The organism is Streptomyces sp. NBC_01314 (assembly GCF_041435215.1).
GTDB lineage: Bacteria > Actinomycetota > Actinomycetes > Streptomycetales > Streptomycetaceae > Streptomyces.
The window spans coordinates 4,653,413-4,671,314 of the sequence record NZ_CP108394.1; the positions used below are offsets into that span (position 1 = coordinate 4,653,413).

Annotated in this window: 15 protein-coding genes; 4 read left to right on the forward strand and 11 right to left on the reverse strand. The window is 70.3% G+C overall.

Features of this window, described 5'->3' with window-relative positions; genetic code table 11:
* Nucleotides 1-6 precede the first annotated feature (6 nt).
* Nucleotides 7-366, reverse strand: coding sequence for an NADH-quinone oxidoreductase subunit A (locus tag OG622_RS20380; protein WP_005476348.1), 360 nt, complete (start codon nucleotides 364-366; stop codon nucleotides 7-9).
* A 717-nt stretch (nucleotides 367-1,083) separates the two neighbouring features.
* On the opposite strand from OG622_RS20380, the gene OG622_RS20385 reads away from it, so the two are divergent.
* Nucleotides 1,084-1,917, forward strand: a complete 834-nt coding sequence (locus tag OG622_RS20385; RefSeq protein WP_371577882.1) for a C40 family peptidase — start codon at nucleotides 1,084-1,086, stop codon at nucleotides 1,915-1,917.
* A 316-nt stretch (nucleotides 1,918-2,233) separates the two neighbouring features.
* Here OG622_RS20385 and OG622_RS20390 read toward each other — a convergent pair whose 3' ends face one another.
* Nucleotides 2,234-3,526, reverse strand: a complete 1,293-nt coding sequence (locus OG622_RS20390; protein WP_037693716.1) for a geranylgeranyl reductase family protein — start codon at nucleotides 3,524-3,526, stop codon at nucleotides 2,234-2,236.
* 158 nt (nucleotides 3,527-3,684) lie between these two features.
* Between OG622_RS20390 and OG622_RS20395 the strand changes: the two genes are divergently transcribed.
* Together OG622_RS20395 and OG622_RS20400 are read left to right on the forward strand one after the other, a co-directional pair.
* Entirely contained in the window at nucleotides 3,685-4,191 is a 507-nt protein-coding gene (locus tag OG622_RS20395; protein ID WP_371577883.1) for a GNAT family N-acetyltransferase, read from the forward strand.
* Between the two features lie 175 nt (nucleotides 4,192-4,366).
* Nucleotides 4,367-4,690 carry a PASTA domain-containing protein gene (locus OG622_RS20400; protein WP_371577884.1) on the forward strand — a complete coding sequence of 108 codons (324 nt, stop codon included), beginning with the start codon at nucleotides 4,367-4,369 and terminating at the stop codon, nucleotides 4,688-4,690.
* A gap of 140 nt (nucleotides 4,691-4,830) precedes the next feature.
* Here OG622_RS20400 and OG622_RS20405 read toward each other — a convergent pair whose 3' ends face one another.
* The 5 genes from OG622_RS20405 to OG622_RS20425 all read right to left on the reverse strand — a co-directional run bounded on the left by OG622_RS20405 (nucleotide 4,831) and on the right by OG622_RS20425 (nucleotide 11,687).
* The gene (locus tag OG622_RS20405) at nucleotides 4,831-6,825 is read right to left on the reverse strand and encodes a zinc-ribbon domain-containing protein (RefSeq protein WP_371577885.1); all 1,995 of its coding nucleotides are present in this window, start codon (nucleotides 6,823-6,825) and stop codon (nucleotides 4,831-4,833) included.
* Nucleotides 6,826-7,003: 178 nt separating this feature from the next.
* Nucleotides 7,004-7,702 (reverse strand): demethylmenaquinone methyltransferase, encoded by a 699-nt coding sequence (locus tag OG622_RS20410; RefSeq protein ID WP_371577887.1) that lies wholly within the window; start codon nucleotides 7,700-7,702, stop codon nucleotides 7,004-7,006.
* Between the two features lie 56 nt (nucleotides 7,703-7,758).
* On the reverse strand, nucleotides 7,759-8,889 hold the full coding sequence (locus OG622_RS20415; RefSeq protein ID WP_371577888.1) for an acyltransferase: 1,131 nt from the start codon (nucleotides 8,887-8,889) through the stop codon (nucleotides 7,759-7,761).
* Nucleotides 8,889-11,189 carry a bifunctional polysaccharide deacetylase/glycosyltransferase family 2 protein gene (locus OG622_RS20420; RefSeq protein WP_371577890.1) on the reverse strand — a complete coding sequence of 767 codons (2,301 nt, stop codon included), beginning with the start codon at nucleotides 11,187-11,189 and terminating at the stop codon, nucleotides 8,889-8,891. The genes OG622_RS20415 and OG622_RS20420 overlap by 1 nt, the downstream gene beginning before the upstream one ends.
* A 15-nt stretch (nucleotides 11,190-11,204) precedes the next feature.
* Nucleotides 11,205-11,687: a hypothetical protein gene (locus OG622_RS20425; RefSeq protein WP_371577892.1), complete on the reverse strand. Its 483-nt coding sequence runs from the start codon at nucleotides 11,685-11,687 to the stop codon at nucleotides 11,205-11,207.
* A gap of 282 nt (nucleotides 11,688-11,969) precedes the next feature.
* On the opposite strand from OG622_RS20425, the gene OG622_RS20430 reads away from it, so the two are divergent.
* Nucleotides 11,970-12,998, forward strand: a complete 1,029-nt coding sequence (locus OG622_RS20430; protein WP_371577894.1) for a chitinase — start codon at nucleotides 11,970-11,972, stop codon at nucleotides 12,996-12,998.
* A gap of 119 nt (nucleotides 12,999-13,117) precedes the next feature.
* Here the strand turns inward: OG622_RS20430 and OG622_RS20435 are convergent, their stop codons facing one another.
* The 4 genes from OG622_RS20435 to OG622_RS20450 all read right to left on the reverse strand — a co-directional run bounded on the left by OG622_RS20435 (nucleotide 13,118) and on the right by OG622_RS20450 (nucleotide 17,724).
* The gene (locus OG622_RS20435) at nucleotides 13,118-13,570 is read right to left on the reverse strand and encodes a hypothetical protein (RefSeq protein ID WP_371577895.1); all 453 of its coding nucleotides are present in this window, start codon (nucleotides 13,568-13,570) and stop codon (nucleotides 13,118-13,120) included.
* Nucleotides 13,571-13,577: 7 nt separating this feature from the next.
* Nucleotides 13,578-14,777 (reverse strand): cyclic dehypoxanthinyl futalosine synthase, encoded by a 1,200-nt coding sequence (mqnC, locus tag OG622_RS20440; RefSeq protein WP_371577898.1) that lies wholly within the window; start codon nucleotides 14,775-14,777, stop codon nucleotides 13,578-13,580.
* A gap of 252 nt (nucleotides 14,778-15,029) precedes the next feature.
* The gene (locus OG622_RS20445) at nucleotides 15,030-15,749 is read right to left on the reverse strand and encodes a prepilin peptidase (protein WP_371584158.1); all 720 of its coding nucleotides are present in this window, start codon (nucleotides 15,747-15,749) and stop codon (nucleotides 15,030-15,032) included.
* 226 nt (nucleotides 15,750-15,975) lie between these two features.
* On the reverse strand, nucleotides 15,976-17,724 hold the full coding sequence (locus OG622_RS20450; RefSeq protein WP_371577900.1) for a protein kinase: 1,749 nt from the start codon (nucleotides 17,722-17,724) through the stop codon (nucleotides 15,976-15,978).
* Nucleotides 17,725-17,902 lie beyond the last annotated feature (178 nt).

The window sequence follows — 17,902 nt, forward strand, 5'->3', positions numbered from 1 at the left end:
GGCCCCTCAGTCCCATTCCAGGCCGCCGCGCCGCCAGACGTACGCGTAGGCGACAAAGACGGTGAGCACGAAGAGCAGCATCTCCACGAGCCCGAAAACACCCAGGGCGTCGAAGGTGACGGCCCAGGGGTAGAGGAAGACGATCTCGATGTCGAAGACGATGAAGAGCATCGCCGTCAGGTAGTACTTGATGGGGAAACGCCCGCCGCCGGCCGGCGTGGGGGTGGGCTCGATCCCGCACTCGTAAGCCTCGAGCTTGGCCCGGTTGTAGCGCTTCGGGCCGATCAGCGAGGCCATGATCACGGAGAAGATCGCAAAGCCTGCCCCGAGGGCTCCCAGTACGAGGATGGGCGCATAGGCGTTCACCGCTCCTCGCTCCTCTCAGTCGGCACTGACTGCTGGCGGATGGCATGGGCTCTGCTCTCCCGCCCCACCGGTTCCACGAACTCCGCCCGTTCCGACGAAGATCGCGAACATGTGAAGCAGGTCACAAGCCCAACTGCCCCGCATCCTATGCCTGCCGGTCTGTGATCTGCGACACGGGGTACGGCACCGAGTTTGTGATCTCCACCACCTGACGAACGATCATGAAGTCGGATGACCGTCGATCTTCGTACACGAAGCGCCAGACTGACCACGAGAAGTGACATTTTCATTCGTCGCCGCTGGTCACGCAGGTCGTCTCCATATCAAGAGAATTCCACTGCATGCAAATTGGTGCTGGACCGGGACGCTTGATAGAGCGCGGCGTTCACACCCGGGAGGGAGGTCCGATGTCCGATGTGGACGCGTGCGCGCGTTCACGAGCGCCGAGGACGGGCGGCCCCGCGCGGGACGCCGCGTGGACGGGCGACCACTTTGTGACCTGCGTCACATCGGAGCGAGATCAAATCAACCGGTCCTGGCCACTCGCTGCAATCGATGGTAAGCGCAGGGCAATTCGGACCTATTCACGAAAGCGCATGATCACAGGCGTGGCCGACCGTGTCCGCTATGCCCGTTACGGCGTCAATAAAGAGTGGCGCGGAGGGAATTTATGGCCTCCGTTGAACAACTGTGGCGCAGCACACGTTTCTTGAAGGTATGGAGGAGTCGCTGGTACCGCTTGTACCCATGTCCCACACCGCTCACATACGCAGCCACCGGAAACCCCGCCGCAGCGCGTCCTCGATCGCGATGCGCGCCGGAGTCGCCGGTGGCGTTCTCAGCACCGTGGCAGTGGCCGGCGCGTCCACGTCGGCTTTCGCGGCGGAGCCGGTGACGCAGACGCTCGAACTGCCCACCCTCACGGCCGACCTGGCCACGCAGGCCGCGCAGTCCGCGGACGCCACGCAGGCGATGGCGGCCGACTACCAGCTGCAGGCCGAGCGTGACACGGCCGCCGAACAGGCTGCCAAGCAGGCCGAGAAGGACCTGGTCAAGGCCAAGAAGGAAGAGGCCCGTAAGAAGGCCGCCGCCGAGGCCGAGCGCAAGGCCGAGGCGGAGCGTGCCGCACGCGACAGCGAGCGGACCACCCTCACGACCAACTCGTCGACCACCACGACGACGACGGCGCCCGCCACCGGCAGCGTCGGCACGGTCATCGCCTTCCTCAAGGCGCAGCTCGGCGACGCCTACGTCATGGGCGCCACCGGCCCCAACGCGTGGGACTGCTCCTCGCTCGTGCAGACCGCGTTCAAGCAGGTCGGCGTGGACCTCCCCCGGGTCTCGCAGGACCAGTCGATGCAGGGCACCGAGGTCTCGCTGTCCAACCTGCAGGTCGGCGACATCCTGTACTGGGGCGCGAAGGGCTCCGCGTACCACGTCGGTGTCTACGTCGGAGACGGCCAGTACCTCGACGCGGCGAACCCCTCCAAGGGTGTCGTCATCCAGGACCTTTCCGGCTACCCGGCGACGGGTGCGGTGCGCGTGCTCTGAGACCCCGCATCCGCGCGGTCGCCCAGGCGCTTTTCGAGAGGGCCGCTTTCCCCGGTGGGGACAGCGGCCCTCCGGGCTGCCCTCAGAAAGGGCCACAAGGGCCCCACAAGGCGCTCTCGCCCCAGGCCGGAGGTGTAGGCAGACCGAGCCGCCGACAGGCCTCGTCGGCGCGTTTCAGGGGTTCCGTCGCCGCCGGGCACCGTCGGTGCGGACACGTCGCCCGCGCGGAAGACGCGGTAGAGCCCGCGCGGCACCCCCGCACACCCCGGGCAGCCCGTAGACCCTGAGCTGCCCGGTCACTCCACGGCGTACCCGGTCACGCCTTCGGCGCCACCTTGCTCAGGCCGTTGATGATGCGGTCCATCGCGTCGCCGCCGGTGGGGTCGGTGAGGTTGGCCAGCATCTTCAGGGTGAACTTCATCAGCAGCGGGTGGGTGAGGCCCCGCTGCGTGGCGAGCTTCATGATCTTCGGGTTGCCGATGAGCTTCACGAAGGCGCGGCCCATCGTGTAGTAGCCGCCGAAGGTGTCCTTGAGGACCTGCGGGTAGCGCTGGAGGGCGAGTTCGCGCTGCCCGGGGGTGGCGCGGGCATGGGCCTGGACGATGACGTCGGCGGCGATCTGTCCGGACTCCATGGCGTAGGCGATGCCCTCGCCGTTGAAGGGGTTCACCATGCCGCCGGCGTCGCCGACCAGCAGCAGGCCCTTGGTGTAGTGGGGTTGGCGGTTGAAGGCCATCGGGAGGGCGGCACCGCGGATGGGGCCGGTCATGTTCTCGGGCGTGTAGCCCCACTCCTCCGGCATGGACGCGCACCACGCCTTCAGGACGTCGCGCCAGTCCAGCTCCTTGAAGGCGGCGGAGGTGTTGAGGACACCCAGGCCCACGTTGGACGTGCCGTCGCCCATGCCGAAGATCCAGCCGTAGCCGGGGAGGAGACGGTCCTCGCCCGGTCCGCGCTTGTCCCAGAGTTCCAGCCAGGACTCCAGGTAGTCGTCGTCGTGGCGCGGGGAGGTGAAGTACGTACGGACCGCGACGCCCATCGGGCGGTCCTCGCGGCGGTGCAGGCCCATCGCGAGGGAGAGCCGGGTGGAGTTGCCGTCGGCCGCCACCACCAGCGGGGCGTGGAAGGTGACTTCCCGCTTCTCGTCGCCGAGCTTGGCGTGCACGCCGGTGATACGGCCCGTGCGGTCGTCGATGATCGGCGCGCCCACGTTGCAGCGTTCGTGCAGCCGGGCGCCGGCCTTCTGGGCCTGACGGGCGAGCTGCTCGTCGAAGTCGTCGCGCTTGCGGACGAGTCCGTAGTCCGGGTAGGAGGCGAGATCCGGCCAGTCGAGCTGGAGGCGGACGCCGCCGCCGATGATCCGCAGGCCCTTGTTGCGGAGCCAGCCGGCCTCCTCGGAGATGTCGATGCCCATCGACACGAGCTGCTTGGTGGCGCGCGGTGTGAGGCCGTCGCCGCAGACCTTCTCCCTCGGGAAGCTGGTCTTCTCCAGGAGCAGCACGTCCAGCCCGGCCTTCGCCAGGTAGTACGCGGTGGTGGAACCGGCTGGTCCGGCCCCGACGACGATCACATCGGCGGTGTGTTCGGTAAGGGGCTGGGGCTCGGTCACGACGGGTTCTCCCCAAGAAGTAGAAGGATCGAAGCGGTTCGCCGGCCGGACCGGACACTGGAACACCAGAACCGGACGACCAGAAAACATGTGCCGACGGGCGTCGGACATGGGCAGTCTATTCAGCGGTACCGATCAACGGCTGAAGGGCTGCCCCTGTGAACAGAGCTCTGCCCGACGTACGGCTGCGCGTCCCCACCGACGAGGACGCCTTCGCCTGGCACCGGATCTTCGACGATCCCGACGTCATGGAGTTCCACGGCGGCCGGTCCGCCGAGCTGTCCGTCTACGAGGAGCTCACCGCGCGCCAGCGCCGCCACGACGCCGAGCACGGCTTCTGCCTGTGGACCATGCTCGACGAGGAGGGCCGGGCCATCGGCTTCACCGGCGCCCAGCCGTGGCCCCGGGAATGGGGCCCGACCGGCGAGATCGAGATCGGCTGGCGGCTCGCCCGCGACCACTGGGGCAAGGGGTACGTGACCGCCGCCGCGACGCAGACCCTGGAGCGGGTGCGGGCGGCCGGCGTCGGCAGCGTCGTCGCCATGGTCAACGTCCGCAACGAGCGGTCCATCGCCGTCGCCCGGCGGCTGGGAATGGAGCCGGCCGAGGAGTACACGACGCCGGTCTCGCGGCAGGTGGGCCGCTGCTATCGGCTGACGCTGTGACGGCGGTCGCCGTCGGGGGGTTGGCCGCGCGTTCGTAGGCCGGCGAGGCGGCCCCGCGTTCGCGATATCGGCAACTCGTCACGCTGGGTAGCGATTTGCCGCAGATTGCCACGCACAGCTTCCGGCCGGGGCCGCTCGGCGGTTACCCTGCCGGTACCGCTGGGGGTGAACATCTGTGCGCATAACACCCAAGTCATTCGAAGTGCGTGTGCCACGGTTCGTCGGCCTGATGGCCGTGGACGCGCGCGAGACGGCCGAGGCGGACGGGGTGACCCTCGTCGCGCCCGACCGTCCCGACCTCCAACTCGCCGTCGTGGACTACGTCGTACGGCAGTACCCGCCGCCGGGGGTGAAGGTGCCGCGTGGGGCCGCGGTGACCGTGTGGTTCGAGGTGGGGGACGACGGTGGGGGTGTGCGGGAGCCACGGATCGGAGGGCCGCCGCCGGGGTTGCGCAGGGCGTTGGACGAGCCGGGGGATCCGTTCGCGGTTCATTCGTAGCCCGGCGGTGGGGCCGGGACCGGGTTCGGGGTGGTCGTGCGGTTACGTCGCGAGGTGCGGGTTGTCGTTCGTGGTTGATCGCGCGGTTTCCCGCGCCCCTTCGCGGCGCGGGTCTCTGCCTCGTCTCGTCAGGCGCCCCTCTACTTCTGCCAGAGCAGGATCGCCGCCGCCCCTCCCCCGCCGATCACGAAGGCCGCCGCGATCGTGATGGCCCAGATGAGGGTTCGGTTGCGGGGCTTGGCCGGTTCCGCGGGTGGCAGGTGGTGGTGGCCGAGTTCGACGAGCGGAGACTCGTACGGGGCCGGGGCCTGTGCCTGTGCCTGGACCGAAGGCTGTTGCGGGACCCCGTAGGCCGCCGGGCCGCTGCTCGGCATCGCCGGGATCGGGGGTGCGATCACCCCCGTGCGTGCTCCTGTCATCTGGACCAGGTAGGGCGCGAGGAAGGCCGCGCCGAAGATCCAGAGCAGGCCGAAGAGAAGCACCTCGGGGATGTCGAGGCCGACGTCCACCTGGCCCGCTGCCGAGAACTCGCTGCTGAACTCGGCCGTGGCGGAGCCGGATGCCTCCATACCGAAGCCGCTGATCCCGGCGAGGAGGAGGAAGAGGCCGAAGAAGACACCGGCGGCGAGGAGTTGCTCGCCGCGGCCCGAGGAGCGGCGGGCCGCGAGGACCCCGAAAATCAGGGCGCAGACCGCGCCGAGCGCCAACGCGCCCACGACGGCCCAGGAGTTGACGGCGTCGCCCAGTTCGGAGAGCCCGAACGACTCACGCTCGTAGCCGCCGACGTACGGGCTGGACTCGACGAGCCCGTAGTCGCCGGACGAATCGCTGCCGAACGACGAGTCGTCCCCGTAGCTCGTACGGCCCGCCTCGCCCTTGATGGAGGCGCCCCAGGAGAGCCCGAGGAGGTTGACGGCGAGGTTGGGGAGGACGAGCAGCACGAGGAGGAGCGGGCTGAGGTCCTCATCCCATTCGGCCTGCCACTCGTCGTTCGCCACGAGGACGACGAACGCGACGAGCGAGCAGAGGGCGAGGACGATCGCCATGGCCCGGACAGCCGTCCCGGTCGCCCGGAACAGGGCCTGGGGCCCGGGGCGGACGGCCAGCCAGGCGGCCAGGTCGTCGCGTTGCAGCAGGCCGGCCGAGACGGCGGCGGTGAGCAGCAGCGCGCCCAGTGCCGCGCGCCAGGCCGACGTCGAGACCTCGGCGACCACGATCTCGGGCTGCGCGAACAGCCCGAGCAGCAGAACGGCGGCCGTCACCAGCAGCGTGACCCGCACGGCCGCTTCCAGCCCGGCGGTGCGGCCGCCACCGGGCGCCGCCCCCGGCCCACCGGCGCCGACACCGGCGTACGTGGCGCCGCCGTACCCGCCGGCGTACGCGCCGCCCGGCACACCGCCGTACGCACTTCCGTGCACGCTGCCGTACGCACTTCCGTACGCGCCGCGCATCACCAGTCGCGTCCGGAGCAGTCGTACGCCGATGACGAGCGCCCCGACGAACAGGGCGGTCACCGCGAGCGGGACCAGGGTCACGGTGAGGGCGCCCTCGGCGGACTGGAAGTCGCCCGTGGAGTCGCCGCCGTTGGTCTCGGCGACCTTGAAGCCGCCGCCGAGGCCCTGGAGGAGGGCGGCGAAGGCGAGGCCCAGACGGTCGCCGATGCCTACGAAGTCGCCCTCGTCCTGGCCGCTGCCGCCCTGTCCGTACGACGGAATGGCCAGGGCGACGCCGGCGACGAAGAGAAGCCCGACCGGCCAGAGCGCGGCCAGCGCGGAGCCGCCCCAGTCGCCCCGGAACGCCCGGCCGAAGAAGGCGCCGACGGGTGAGGGACGGGCGGGGACGGGGGCGTACTCGGGAGGGGGCGGTGGTGGGCCGAGGGGTGGTGCGCCCGGCGGGGCCGACGGGGGAGCCGCCGGTGGGGCCGTGCCCGGGGCCCCGGGAGGCTGCGCCGGTACGGGCGTTCCCGGAAACGCGGCGGGCGGCGCCGCCGGCGGGATCGCCGGTGGGGCCGGTGCCGCCCCGGCTCCCGTGCCGGTCTCCGCCGCCGGCACGGGCGGGCGCTCCCGCCCGCACTTCATGCAGAAGCGCGCCTCGTCGGGGCCGGGTGTTCCGCAGTGGGGGCAGTAGGACGTCATGGAACGCTCCGTCATTCAGAGAACTCATGCCGTGATGCGACGCGGTCAGAGGCGCGCCGGTGTGTCATGGGACATCACCGGCGCGTACCGACGTATCAACGGACGGTAGTTTCTGTTGACCGGTTCCCGTCAACTGAATTCCCTTGCGGGCATCCCTCGTACGGGTGAACCCGGAGCCCTATGAGTGGGCCTTGAAGCCCCGGTGCAGGGCGACGATCCCGCCCGAGAGGTCCCGCCACGCGACCTTGTCCCAGCCGGCCTTCCAGAGCCGCTCGGCGAGGCCGGCCTGGTCGGGCCAGGCGCGGATGGACTCGGCGAGGTAGACGTACGCGTCGGGGTTGGACGACACCGCGCGGGCGACCGGCGGCAGCGCGCGCATCAGGTACTCGGTGTAGACGGTCCGGAACGGCGTCCAGGTCGGGTGGGAGAACTCGCAGATCACGACCCTGCCGCCGGGCTTGGTCACCCGGTACAGCTCCCGCAGCGCGGTGTCCGTGTCCTGCACGTTCCTGAGGCCGAAGGAGATGGTCACCGCGTCGAAGGTGTCGTCCTTGAACGGCAGCTTCGTCGCGTCGCCCGCGGTGAACGGCAGCCAGGAGTCGCGCTCCTTGCCGACCCGGAGCATGCCGAGGGAGAAGTCGCACGGGACGACGTAGGCGCCGGTCTGTGCGAAGGGCAGTGAGGAGGTGCCCGTGCCGGCCGCGAGGTCCAGGATCTTCTGCGCGGGGCGGGCGTCCACCGCCCGCGCGACCTCCTTGCGCCAGCGCCGGTCCTGTCCCAGGGACAGCACGTCGTTGGTCAGGTCGTACCGTTTCGCCACTCGGTCGAACATCGAGGCGACTTCGTGCGGCTGCTTGTCCAGGGATGCGCGGGTCACGGACCCATTGTGGCAGTACGGGCCGGACACCGACGCGGCGCCCGGCCCCCGCCGGGTCACGGCAGCAGTTTCGGCTTCTTCCTCGCCGCCACGTCCTCCACCCAACCGCAGCACAGGACGAACCCGCCGATCAGGAGCCAGCCGACGCCGAACATGAACCACTGGCTCTCCAGCGGCAGGTACTTCTCGAACGCGGGGACGTTCCAGAACTCGTCGATCAGCGGGACGGCGAGGATCAGGGCGATCTCGTGCCACAGGTAGATCGTCACCGCGCGGGAGTTGAAGACCGTGACGATCCGGTCGAGGCGGGGGAATCGGGCCAGTCCGGCGAAGTCGACCTTGAAGTGCGCCTTCGCGTACAGCAGGAGCGTGACGAAGCCGGCGGAGAAGAACGCCTGGGCGAGGGGGAGGTCGTCGAGGTCGTACGAGCCGGTCTCCTCCTGGTGCGTGAAGGCGTACCAGGCGCCGAAACCGAGGGCCGCGAGGGACAGGCCCATGACCGCGAACGGCTTCAGCCGCGCGAGGACTCCGTCACGGTGGGCGAAGCCCAGCATCCAGCAGAAGAGGAAGGTGGCCAGGTCGGTCAGGGCGCTGCCGAGGCGGCCGTCCGGGGGTTCCCAGAGGAAGTGGAACACCACGATCGGCGACAGGGACAGGAGGAGGACCGGGAGCGGAGCCAGCCGGAACAGCTTCAGCAGGGGCGGGGAGAGCAGGACGAACCAGAGGTAGGTGCGCAGGTACCAGAGGATCTCCCAGGCCTGTTCGCCCCAGGCGTTGCCCGGCGGGTCGCCCAGGGGGACGACCCAGAAGACGATCTGCCAGCCGGGCATCCAGCCGTGGACCAGCATGGCGGCGACCACGAAGAGGCCCCAGAACCAGAAAGGGGGCAGGAGCCGCCGGAAGCGGCTTCTGACGACCGTGAGCGCGGGGCGGTCCAGGGACTTCGCCATGAGGGTGCCGGCGAGGGCGAACATGACGCCCATGGAGGGGAAGGCCATGCCGGCCCAGGGCCAGCCGAAGGTGTGGTAGGTGACGACCCGGATCAGGGCGAGGGCGCGGAGGGTGTCGAAGTAGCGGTCTCTTGGGTGGCGCGTCGAGCCCTGCTGAGGCTGGACCTCGGTCGCGTCGGCGCCCGGCGCGGTGGTGACAGGTTCGGAGACAGCCACCCCTCTCCTGTGCGAGCCCATCAGTTCGCCCCCTGCGGTGTGCCGACCTCGCCCGTGCGCTTCAGCTTCTGCCACCTCAGGCGGCCGCCTGTCAGGGCTGTGACGCAGGAGTGGATGAGGACCAGGTACATCATCTGGCGGTAGGCGAGCTGCTGGAGCGGCAGCATCAGCAGGTACCGGTACTTCTCCTTGTCCAGCTTGAAGGCGTAGGCCGCGCAGACGAGTTGGACGCCCAGGACCGCCAGCCACGCCAGCAGGGACGCCTGGAAGTCGACGAAGATCATCGCGTAGACGGTGAAGACGTCGATGAGCGGGGCGAAGACCGGGGTGATGATCTGGAAGATGACGACCAGCGGCATGCCGACGCGGCCGAAGCGGCCCGACGGGCCCGTGTCCGTCAGGGACTTGCGGTGCTTCCAGAGGGCCTGCATGGTGCCGTACGACCAGCGGTAACGCTGCGACCAGAGCTGCCTGAGGGAGCCCGGGGCCTCGGTCCAGGCGCGGGCGTGCTCCTCGTAGACGACGCGCCGGCCGGCGCGGTGCATGGCGATGGTGATGTCGGTGTCCTCGGCGAGGGTGTCCTCGCTCATGCCGCCCACTTCCAGCACGGCGTCACGGCGGAACGCGCCGATCGCGCCCGGGATGGTGGGCATGCAGCGCAGCAGGTCGTACATGCGGCGGTCGAGGTTGAAGCCCATCACGTACTCGATGTGCTGCCAGGCACCGATCACGGTGTCGCGGTTGCCGACCTTGGCGTTGCCCGCGACCGCGCCGACGCTCGGGTCCGCGAACGGCTGCACGAGCTTGGCGACGGTGTCGGGTTCGAAGACCGTGTCACCGTCCATCATCACGACGATGTCGTAACTGGCGTTCCGCACACCGTTGTTGAGGGCAGCGGGTTTGCCCGCGTTCTCCTGGCGGACGACCCGGACGTTGGGGTACCCGAGCGCCTCGGCGATCTCCTTGGTGCCGTCCGTGGAGCCGTCGTCGACGACGATGATCTCGATGGGGTGGGTGCTCCGGGCGAGGGAGTGCAGCGTGTTGGCTATGCACTCCTTCTCGTTGTACGCGGGCACGACGACCGTCACCGGGCCGGTGATCGGTGGTCCCCAGCTGAAGCGGCGTCTGTTCCGTTCGCGGAAGTGGCGCCGGGCGAGGACGAGCATCAGCCCGAAGCGGCCCATGACCGCGACGCCGACGACCATCAGGCCGACCGAGAGGGTCGGTACGGCGTACTCGGCGACGTACACGGCCGCGACGAGCGCCTTGCCCTCGTAGAGGGTGGCGCCGGTGGCGGTGCGGTGGGCGGCCTGGGCGTCCGAGGAGCCCGGGGTGGCCGGCCCGTTGGCCGCGGGGGCGCTCCCGAGGGCACCCTCCCGCTGCCCGTTCTGCCGGCTGTTCTGTCGGCTGTTCTCGTCGGTCCGGCCGCTCGCGGCGTCGTCCTTCTGCAGAGCCCCGCTGACGGTGGTGAAGGTGTAGCCCTTGGCCTTCATCTTCTCGATGTACGTGCCGAGTGCCTCGACCGTCTGGGAGCGGTCGCCGCCCGCGTCGTGCATGAGGACCGAGGCGCCCTCGCCGTCGTCCGGCGTGGCCCACTTGATGATCTTCTTGACGCCGGGCCGCTTCCAGTCGTCGCTGTCGGTGTCGACGAAGACGCTGGTGTAGCCCTCCTCACCGAGCTTCTGGTAGACGGGCCAGCTGTAGTTGTCGATGGCGTCCGTCTCGGAGGAGTACGGGGCGCGGAAGAGCGTCGTCGTGATGCCAGCCGCGCCCGCGAGGGCGAGCTGCGTCTGGGTCATCTCGCGGGTGACGCGAGCGTCGCTCTGGTACGACAGGTCGACGTGCGTGAAGGTGTGGATGCCGATCTCGTGACCGCTCTCGACCATGTCCTCGACGATGGTCGGGTAGCGCGACACCATCGAGCCGACCACGAAGAAGGTCGCGGGGATGTCGTACTTCTTGAGGACTTCGAGGATCTCCGGGGTCCAGGTCGGGTTCGGACCGTCGTCGAAGGTGAGCGCGATGGTCCTGTCCGGCACGGACTGCGTCCGCGCCTCGCCGCCGCGGAAGGTCAGGATGGGCCCGCCGTCGAGGATGTCCTCGGGTACGTCGCTGGAGCTTGCCCCCGTGCGGACGCGCTGGTCACCGCCGACCTCGGCACGCAGATAGCCGTCGAGCAGCATCACGCTGGTCAGTCCGAGCAGGAGCAGCAGGGCGAGGATGACCCGGGGTTTCTGCAGGGCGGCGGCCTTGCCGGTGGCGCGTTGGAGCTTGGAGGGGGCGCGTCGGCGGCCACGGCGCGCGGGTGTGGTCGTGCTCATGGGGTGGTACTCCCGTCAGTTGGCGGACGCGGACGGGGAAGGTACGGCGGTGGGGGCGCCGGCGGGCGGGGTGCCGCCGGGCGCGCCGGAAGGGATGCCCTCGGGGGCGATGCCGCCCTGGGGCTGCGGGCCGTTGCCGCCTCCCGGTGTGCCGGTCTGGCCGACGCCTCGGCCTCCGCCTCCGCCGAAGGGGAACAGTTCGGTCGGGGACGCGGAGATGCCCCAGCCCATGAACGCCATGCCGAGTACGACGGCGTATCCGAGGCAGACGACCCCCAGCAGCGTGCCGCAGCGGCGCAGCAGTCTGGCGCGGCGCCCGGAATTGTCGACGAACACGGGGCCCTCTCCTGCCGACCCCTTTGGCTGCTTGCCCTGATTCCCCCGCTTGCCCTGCTTGCCCTGCAGGCCCTGCTTGCGGCGGCTGCCGCGGGCCGGTGCCGAGGTGATCTCGTACACGGTCTCGGGGGTGAGGTTTTCGTTGGCGGACTCGGATTGCATATCCCCGGATATTAGGCGGCCTTTATTTGGCCAATTCCCAGGTTCTCTTGTGAGACTCCCATGAGAAACTCATTAACCTGTCAGCTTCCTTAGAGAATCCGTGAACGACTGCGAAGCCGCCGGGTTTGCCTTTGGGGGGATACACCCCACCGGAAAGGGGATGTTTGCCCGACTCCCGAACCCTTTGTCGGCCACCGTTCCGTGATCGCCCTTCGGATCTGCAATCTTCAAGAAGCACACATGAGGCACAGCCGGGTGTGATTCATTTCCATGGTGAGTACCGTGAGGAATTCCCTGAAACCGGCCGTCGGACTGATATGTCTGGTGGCCCTGGCCTGCGCGGGCTGCACCACGAAGACCGACGGGTCCGCGTCCAAGCCCACCAGCCCGGCGAGTTCGGCCGGCTCGCCCTCGGCCACCGAGGACTCGGCGACCGAGGCGTCCACGACGTACGCGCCGTACGTGAGCGCCACCGACGCCTCCGACCTCGACGACGCCGGGTCGGCCGCCGCGTACAACCTGGCGTTCGTGATCGCCGACGGCGACGCGTGCACGCCCGCGTGGAACGGGACGGAGGCGATCGACGACTCGGCGGTGAAGTCCCGGATCGCGGCGCTCACCGACTCCGGGGCGTCGGTGCGGGTCTCCTTCGGCGGCGCCTCGGGACCGGAGCTGGCGGAGGTCTGCGACAGCGCGTCGGAGCTCGCCGAGGCGTACGGCGCGGCGCTCGACGCGGCCGGCTCGACCGAGGCCGACTTCGACGTCGAGGGCGACGCGCTGAAGGACTCCGACTCCGTCGACCTGCGCTCCGAGGCGATCGCGCTGCTCCAGAAGGACCGCCCCGACCTCTCCGTCTCCTTCACCCTCCCCGTCATGCCGTCCGGCCTCGACGACGACGGCGTGGCCCTTCTCGACTCGGCCAACGACAACGCCGTCCAGGTCGGCACGGTCAACATCATGACCATGAACTACGCCAGTTCGTACGGCGGTGACATGGGCGATTACGCGGAGCAGTCGGCCGAGGCCGCGCACGAGCAGTTGATGGACATCTTCGGCACGAGTGAGTCGACGGCGTGGGGGGCGTTGGCACTGACCTCGATGCTGGGCGTCAACGACGTCGACAACGAGACGTTCACGCTGGAGGACGCGGCGCAGGTGCGGGAGTTCGCGGAGGAGAAGGGGGTGGCCTGGGTCTCCATGTGGGCGACGTTCCGGGATCAGGAGTGTGGGGACGGAGCGGATGACGAGTTGGTCGACTGCAGTGGGGTCGATCAGGGGGACGGGGCGTTCGGGGAGGCGTTCTCGGGATGAGAGTGGAGGGTTCTGACCGTCGCGGACTGCGGGTCGTCCGGTCGTCTGCGGCTGGTCGCGCCCACGGCGGATCCACACATCTCAGAGCCCCGCGCCCCTGAAGAGGGCGGGGTCGCCGCTCAGCGGCGGCGATGCACCAGACGCCCCGCGCACACCGTCGCGATGCAGGTGCCGGAGTCGTCGAAGACGGCCAGGTCCGCCCGGCCGGTGTCGCTGATCGCCGTGGGCCGGGAGCCGGGGAGCACCACCACGTCGTTGCGCTGGGCGGCGGCGCGGAGTTCGGGGGTGCCGGCGTACTGCTCCAGCACCGCGACCGCACCCGACTTCAGCACCGCGTGGATGCGTTCGCGTGGGGTCGGCGCGTCCGGGAGCGGGCCCTGGTGGAGTCGGGCGGGGCCGAGCGTGCCGGGCCAGCGGCGCACCCGGGCGTCCGGGAAGCGCTGCTGAACCTCGGCCAGCGGCCCCACGCCCACGATCCGGGCGCCCTCCACGGCGACGGCGCCGTCCTTCACCGGCTCCGCGTCGTCGCCCCACCCGTAGCGCAGCGCGTCGGCTGCGTGAATGGTCAGCACAGGAGCCCTAGTTGGCGTTCAGCAGCTTCAGCTCGGGGTGGGCCGTGCCGCCCTCGATGGCCGTGGACGAGATGTGGGACATGACGCGCTCGTCGACGGGGTCGTTCGCCGGGTCGTCGTGGACGACGATGTGCTCATAGGTCGTGGTCCGCTGGGCGGGTACGCGGCCCGCCTTGCGGATCAGGTCGATGATCTCCATGCGGTTGGAGCGGTGCTTGGCGCCGGCGGAGGAGACGACGTTCTCCTCCAGCATGATCGAGCCGAGGTCGTCCGCGCCGTAGTGCAGGGAGAGCTGGCCGACCTCCTTGCCGGTGGTGAGCCAGGAGCCCTGGATGTGGGCGACGTTGTCCATGAAGAGCCGCGCGATGGCGATCATGCGCAGGTACTCGAAGAGCGTGGCCTGCGTACGGCCCTTCAGGTGATTGTTCTCGGGCTGGTAGGTGTACGGGATGAAGGCCCGGAAGCCGCCCGTCCGGTCCTGTACGTCCCGGATCATCCGCAGGTGCTCGATGCGCTCGGCGTTGGTCTCGCCGGTGCCCATGAGCATCGTGGACGTGGATTCGACGCCCAGCCCGTGCGCGATCTCCATGATCTCCAGCCAGCGCTCGCCGGACTCCTTGAGGGGCGCGATGGCCTTGCGGGGGCGCGCGGGGAGCAGCTCCGCGCCGGCGCCGGCGAAGGAGTCGAGACCGGCCGCGTGGATACGCGTGATCGCCTCCTCCACACCCACCTTCGAGATCCGGGCCATGTGCTCGACCTCGGACGCGCCGAGGGAGTGGACGACCAGCTGCGGGAAGGCCTTCTTGATGGCGGCGAAGTGCGTCTCGTAGTACTCCACCCCGTAGTCCGGGTGGTGCCCGCCCTGGAACATGATCTGCGTACCGCCCAGCTCGACGGTCTCCGCGCAGCGGCGCAGGATGTCGTCGAGGTCGCGCGTCCAGCCCTTGTCCTTGTCCTTCGGCGGGGCGTAGAACGCGCAGAACTTGCACGCCGTGACGCACACGTTCGTGTAGTTGATGTTCCGCTCGATGATGTACGTCGCGATGTGTTCCGTGCCCGCGTACCGCCGCCTGCGGACGGCGTCGGCGGCGGCGCCGAGCGCGTGCAGCGGGGCGTCGCGGTAGAGGTCGAGCGCCTCCTCTGGCGTGATCCGCCCACCCTCTGCGGCACGGTCGAGAACGGACTGGAGGTCGGCCTTCTCGGTCACCGGGAGCGTCCCTTTCGTAAGGAATCCAGAGGGGCGGCGCGAAGCGCCTTCGTCATAAGGGTGGTGGTGGGAGACGGGTGGGCGGACCGGGCCAGCCTACGCCAGGGCTCCGGATCACCCGACGTCAGCCCGCCCGCCTGTGGACAACTCCGGGGGCGCGGCATCAGCGGAGGGCGACAGCCGACCGGGGCAAGCCTCGCGCCGGGCCCGCCTCACGCCGGATCCGCCACGCCGCGTACGCCTCACGCCGCCTCACGCCGCGTACGCCTCCAGCAGCAGCCCGACGTACGCACCGGCGATCATGAACGGGCCCAGGGCGACCAGTTGTCCCCGTACGGCGCGGCCCCGAGCCGCCATGACCAGGGTGTACGCGCTGCCGATGAGCGCGCCGGCGAACGTGCCGAGGTAGAGCGCGCCCCAGCCGTACCAGCCGAGGACGGCGCCGAGGCCCAGAGCCAGCTTCACGTCGCCGAAGCCGAGGGCGACCGGTCTGATGAGGAAGAAGAGGAAGTAGAAGCCGCCGAGGGCGAGCGCGCCGTACAGCGCCGTGCGCCACTGGCCCGCGTGCTCGGGTACGAGGGCGACCGCGCCCAGCAGGGCGAGGGCCAGGCCGGCGAAAGGGAGGGTCAGGGGGTCCGGGAGGCGTTGTGCTCCGAGGTCCACAAGGGTGAGCAGTACGCCCAGTGGGGCGAGGAGCAGCCACACGGCCAGTTCGGGGCGGAAACCGGTGGCCAGGGCGAGGGCGGCGCAGACCAGGGCGGTCGCTGTGGTGACGGTGGTGGTGCGGGGGCCGTAGGCGCAGGTGGGGAGTGTCGGGCAGCGGGCCGGGCCGAGCCAGCCGGATGCGATGCCGGTGAGTCGGTGGCCGGCGGGGCATTCGTGCTGCCAGGGGTGTTCCTCGTCGACGGTGAAGCGGTACGCGGGGCGGGGGAGCAATGTGCCCATGGCTCCGCCCCACAGGGCGGCGGCCATGGTGAGTGCGATCAGCCAGGGGTCGAGAGCCACGTGGTCAGCCTATGAGGTGGGGTGCCTGTGGTGTGGCGGGATGTGTCCGCCCCCGCCGCCCCTACCCGTCCCAGCCTCAGGGGCGGTGCCCCTGCAACCCCCAGGTGCGGGTGGGTGGGGGCTGGTCGCGCAGTTCCCCGCGCCCCTGAAGGCCTACGGCCTTCGCGGGCCGACAAGCAAGGGGCGCAGCCCCCTACTTCACCTTCGCCAGGCGGGCCGTCGGGTCGCCCGCGTCCGCGTTGTTCGAGGTGTACTGGAGTTCGGCGCCGACGGGGGTGAGGGTGATCTCGTGGGTGTTCTTGGTGCAGGTGCCGGGGTTGTTCTTGGTGTCGGCGATGCTCGTGGCGAGGACGCTGTCCTTGGTGACCTTCTTGAGGACGAGCTTGTCGTCGCAGGCGCCGCCGAGCAGGTCCACGGAGCGGAAGGTGCCCAACGGGTCGCCCACCGAGGCCTGTTCGAGGGTGACGGTGAAGGTTCCGGCGGGGAGATTGCCGTCGAGAGCGTAGCCCTCGCCCTCCCAGGTGCCCAGGTACTTCTTGGGCAGCTCGCCCGCCCCGTCCCCCGGCAGCTCCGAGTCCTGGCTCCTGTCGCTCGCGCTGCTGCTCGCCGTCGGCGCCTTGCCGGCCGCGTCACCCTTCTCGTCCTCGCCCCGCAGTATCCCGAGCCCGAACAGCGTCCCCACGCTCGCCACCGCGAACGCTCCCGCGATCGCCAGGGCGACCGAGCAACTCACCTTCCGGCCCCGCCCGTTCGCGGCGGTCGTGGACGCGGCCGCCACGCTCAGGGAGAGCTTGCCCGGTGTCGACGGCGCGGAGGGCGACGCCGGCGGGACCGTGTCCGCCACCACGGCGTCGGCCCGCTGCCCGGGTACGTGCGTCACGGGCGGCGCCTGCGGCGACATCACCGGCGGCGGCCCGAACACCCCACTGGCGGCGGGCATTTCCGTTCGCGCGCCACCGGGCGGGGTCCCCACCGCCGACTCCCCCGCCCCCGCCGTCCCCACCGAGGGACTGCTGAACCCCACCACCCCGGAGGGGACTTCCTCCGCGGCGTCCAGGTTCAGGAGCTGCACGGCGCTCCGGCCGACCTGTTCCACCAGCGGGCCCGGCAGCCAGCCCGCCGTCACCAGGCGGGCCGCGCCCTGGGGGGCCAGGGTGCGGGCGACCTCGTCGGGGGTCGGGCGGGCGGCGGGTTCCTTGGACAGGCAGTGCTCGACCAGATCGCGCAGGTCCCCTTCCAGGCCGTCCAGTCGGGGCGCCTCGTGGACGACCTTGTAGAGGAGCGCGGCGGAGGAGTCACCGGGAAAGGGGGACCGGCCGGTCGCGGCGTACGCGAGGACCGCGCCGAGGGAGAAGACGTCCGCCGCGCCGGTGATGCCCTTGCCGAGGATCTGCTCGGGGGACATGTAGCCGGGGGAGCCGATCGAGACGCCCGTCGAAGTGAGCGACGCCGTGCCGTCCGTGGCGCGGGCGATGCCGAAGTCGATGAGGAGGGGGCCGTCGACGGTGAGCAGCACGTTCGACGGCTTCACGTCCCGGTGGACCAGGCCCAGCGCGTGCACCGCCGAGAGAGCTTCCGCCAGGCCCGCGCCCAGGACCCGTACCGAGTGCGGGGGCAGCGGGCCGCTGTCCGCGATCGCCGCCGCGAGGGACGGGCCGGCCGCGTAACCCGTCGCCACCCACGGGACCGACGCCTCGGGGTCCGCGTCCAGGACGGGCGCCGTCCAGGAACCGCCCACGCGGCGGGCCGCGTCGACCTCACGCCGGAAGCGGGCGCGGAACTCCTCGTCGAGGGCGAAGTGCGGGTGCACGATCTTGACGGCGACGGTACGGCCGCCCGCACTGCGCCCCAGATAGACGCGGCCCATCCCGCCGGACCCGAGCCGGCCGAGCAGCCGGTAGGGCCCCACGACCGTGGGCTCGCCGGCATCGAGCGGTTGCATGGGCGGCACCTCCCCCGTGTGTCTGCCGCGCGCCACCCCGTACGTTCCCCCGTACGAACTCTCGGAACTCTCCACGACGCACGACTCCCCAGCAGCGTAGTGCCGTACGCCCGAATGGGAATGCGAACGGCGGCGGTCGATCCGCAGTCGATGTCACAGAACGTGGAATTCGTCAACC

Excerpts from the sequence above, each read along its gene's own strand:
- OG622_RS20415 (WP_371577888.1), bottom strand. The coding sequence starts at position 8,889 with ATGGGCTCGCACAGGAGAGGGGTGGCTGTCTCCGAACCTGTCACCACC.
- OG622_RS20385 (WP_371577882.1), top strand. The coding sequence starts at position 1,084 with ATGGAGGAGTCGCTGGTACCGCTTGTACCCATGTCCCACACCGCTCAC.
- OG622_RS20450 (WP_371577900.1), bottom strand. The coding sequence starts at position 17,724 with ATGCAACCGCTCGATGCCGGCGAGCCCACGGTCGTGGGGCCCTACCGG.
- OG622_RS20405 (WP_371577885.1), bottom strand. The coding sequence starts at position 6,825 with ATGACGTCCTACTGCCCCCACTGCGGAACACCCGGCCCCGACGAGGCG.
- OG622_RS20445 (WP_371584158.1), bottom strand. The coding sequence starts at position 15,749 with ATGGCCGCCGCCCTGTGGGGCGGAGCCATGGGCACATTGCTCCCCCGC.
- OG622_RS20420 (WP_371577890.1), bottom strand. The coding sequence starts at position 11,189 with ATGAGCACGACCACACCCGCGCGCCGTGGCCGCCGACGCGCCCCCTCC.
- OG622_RS20425 (WP_371577892.1), bottom strand. The coding sequence starts at position 11,687 with ATGCAATCCGAGTCCGCCAACGAAAACCTCACCCCCGAGACCGTGTAC.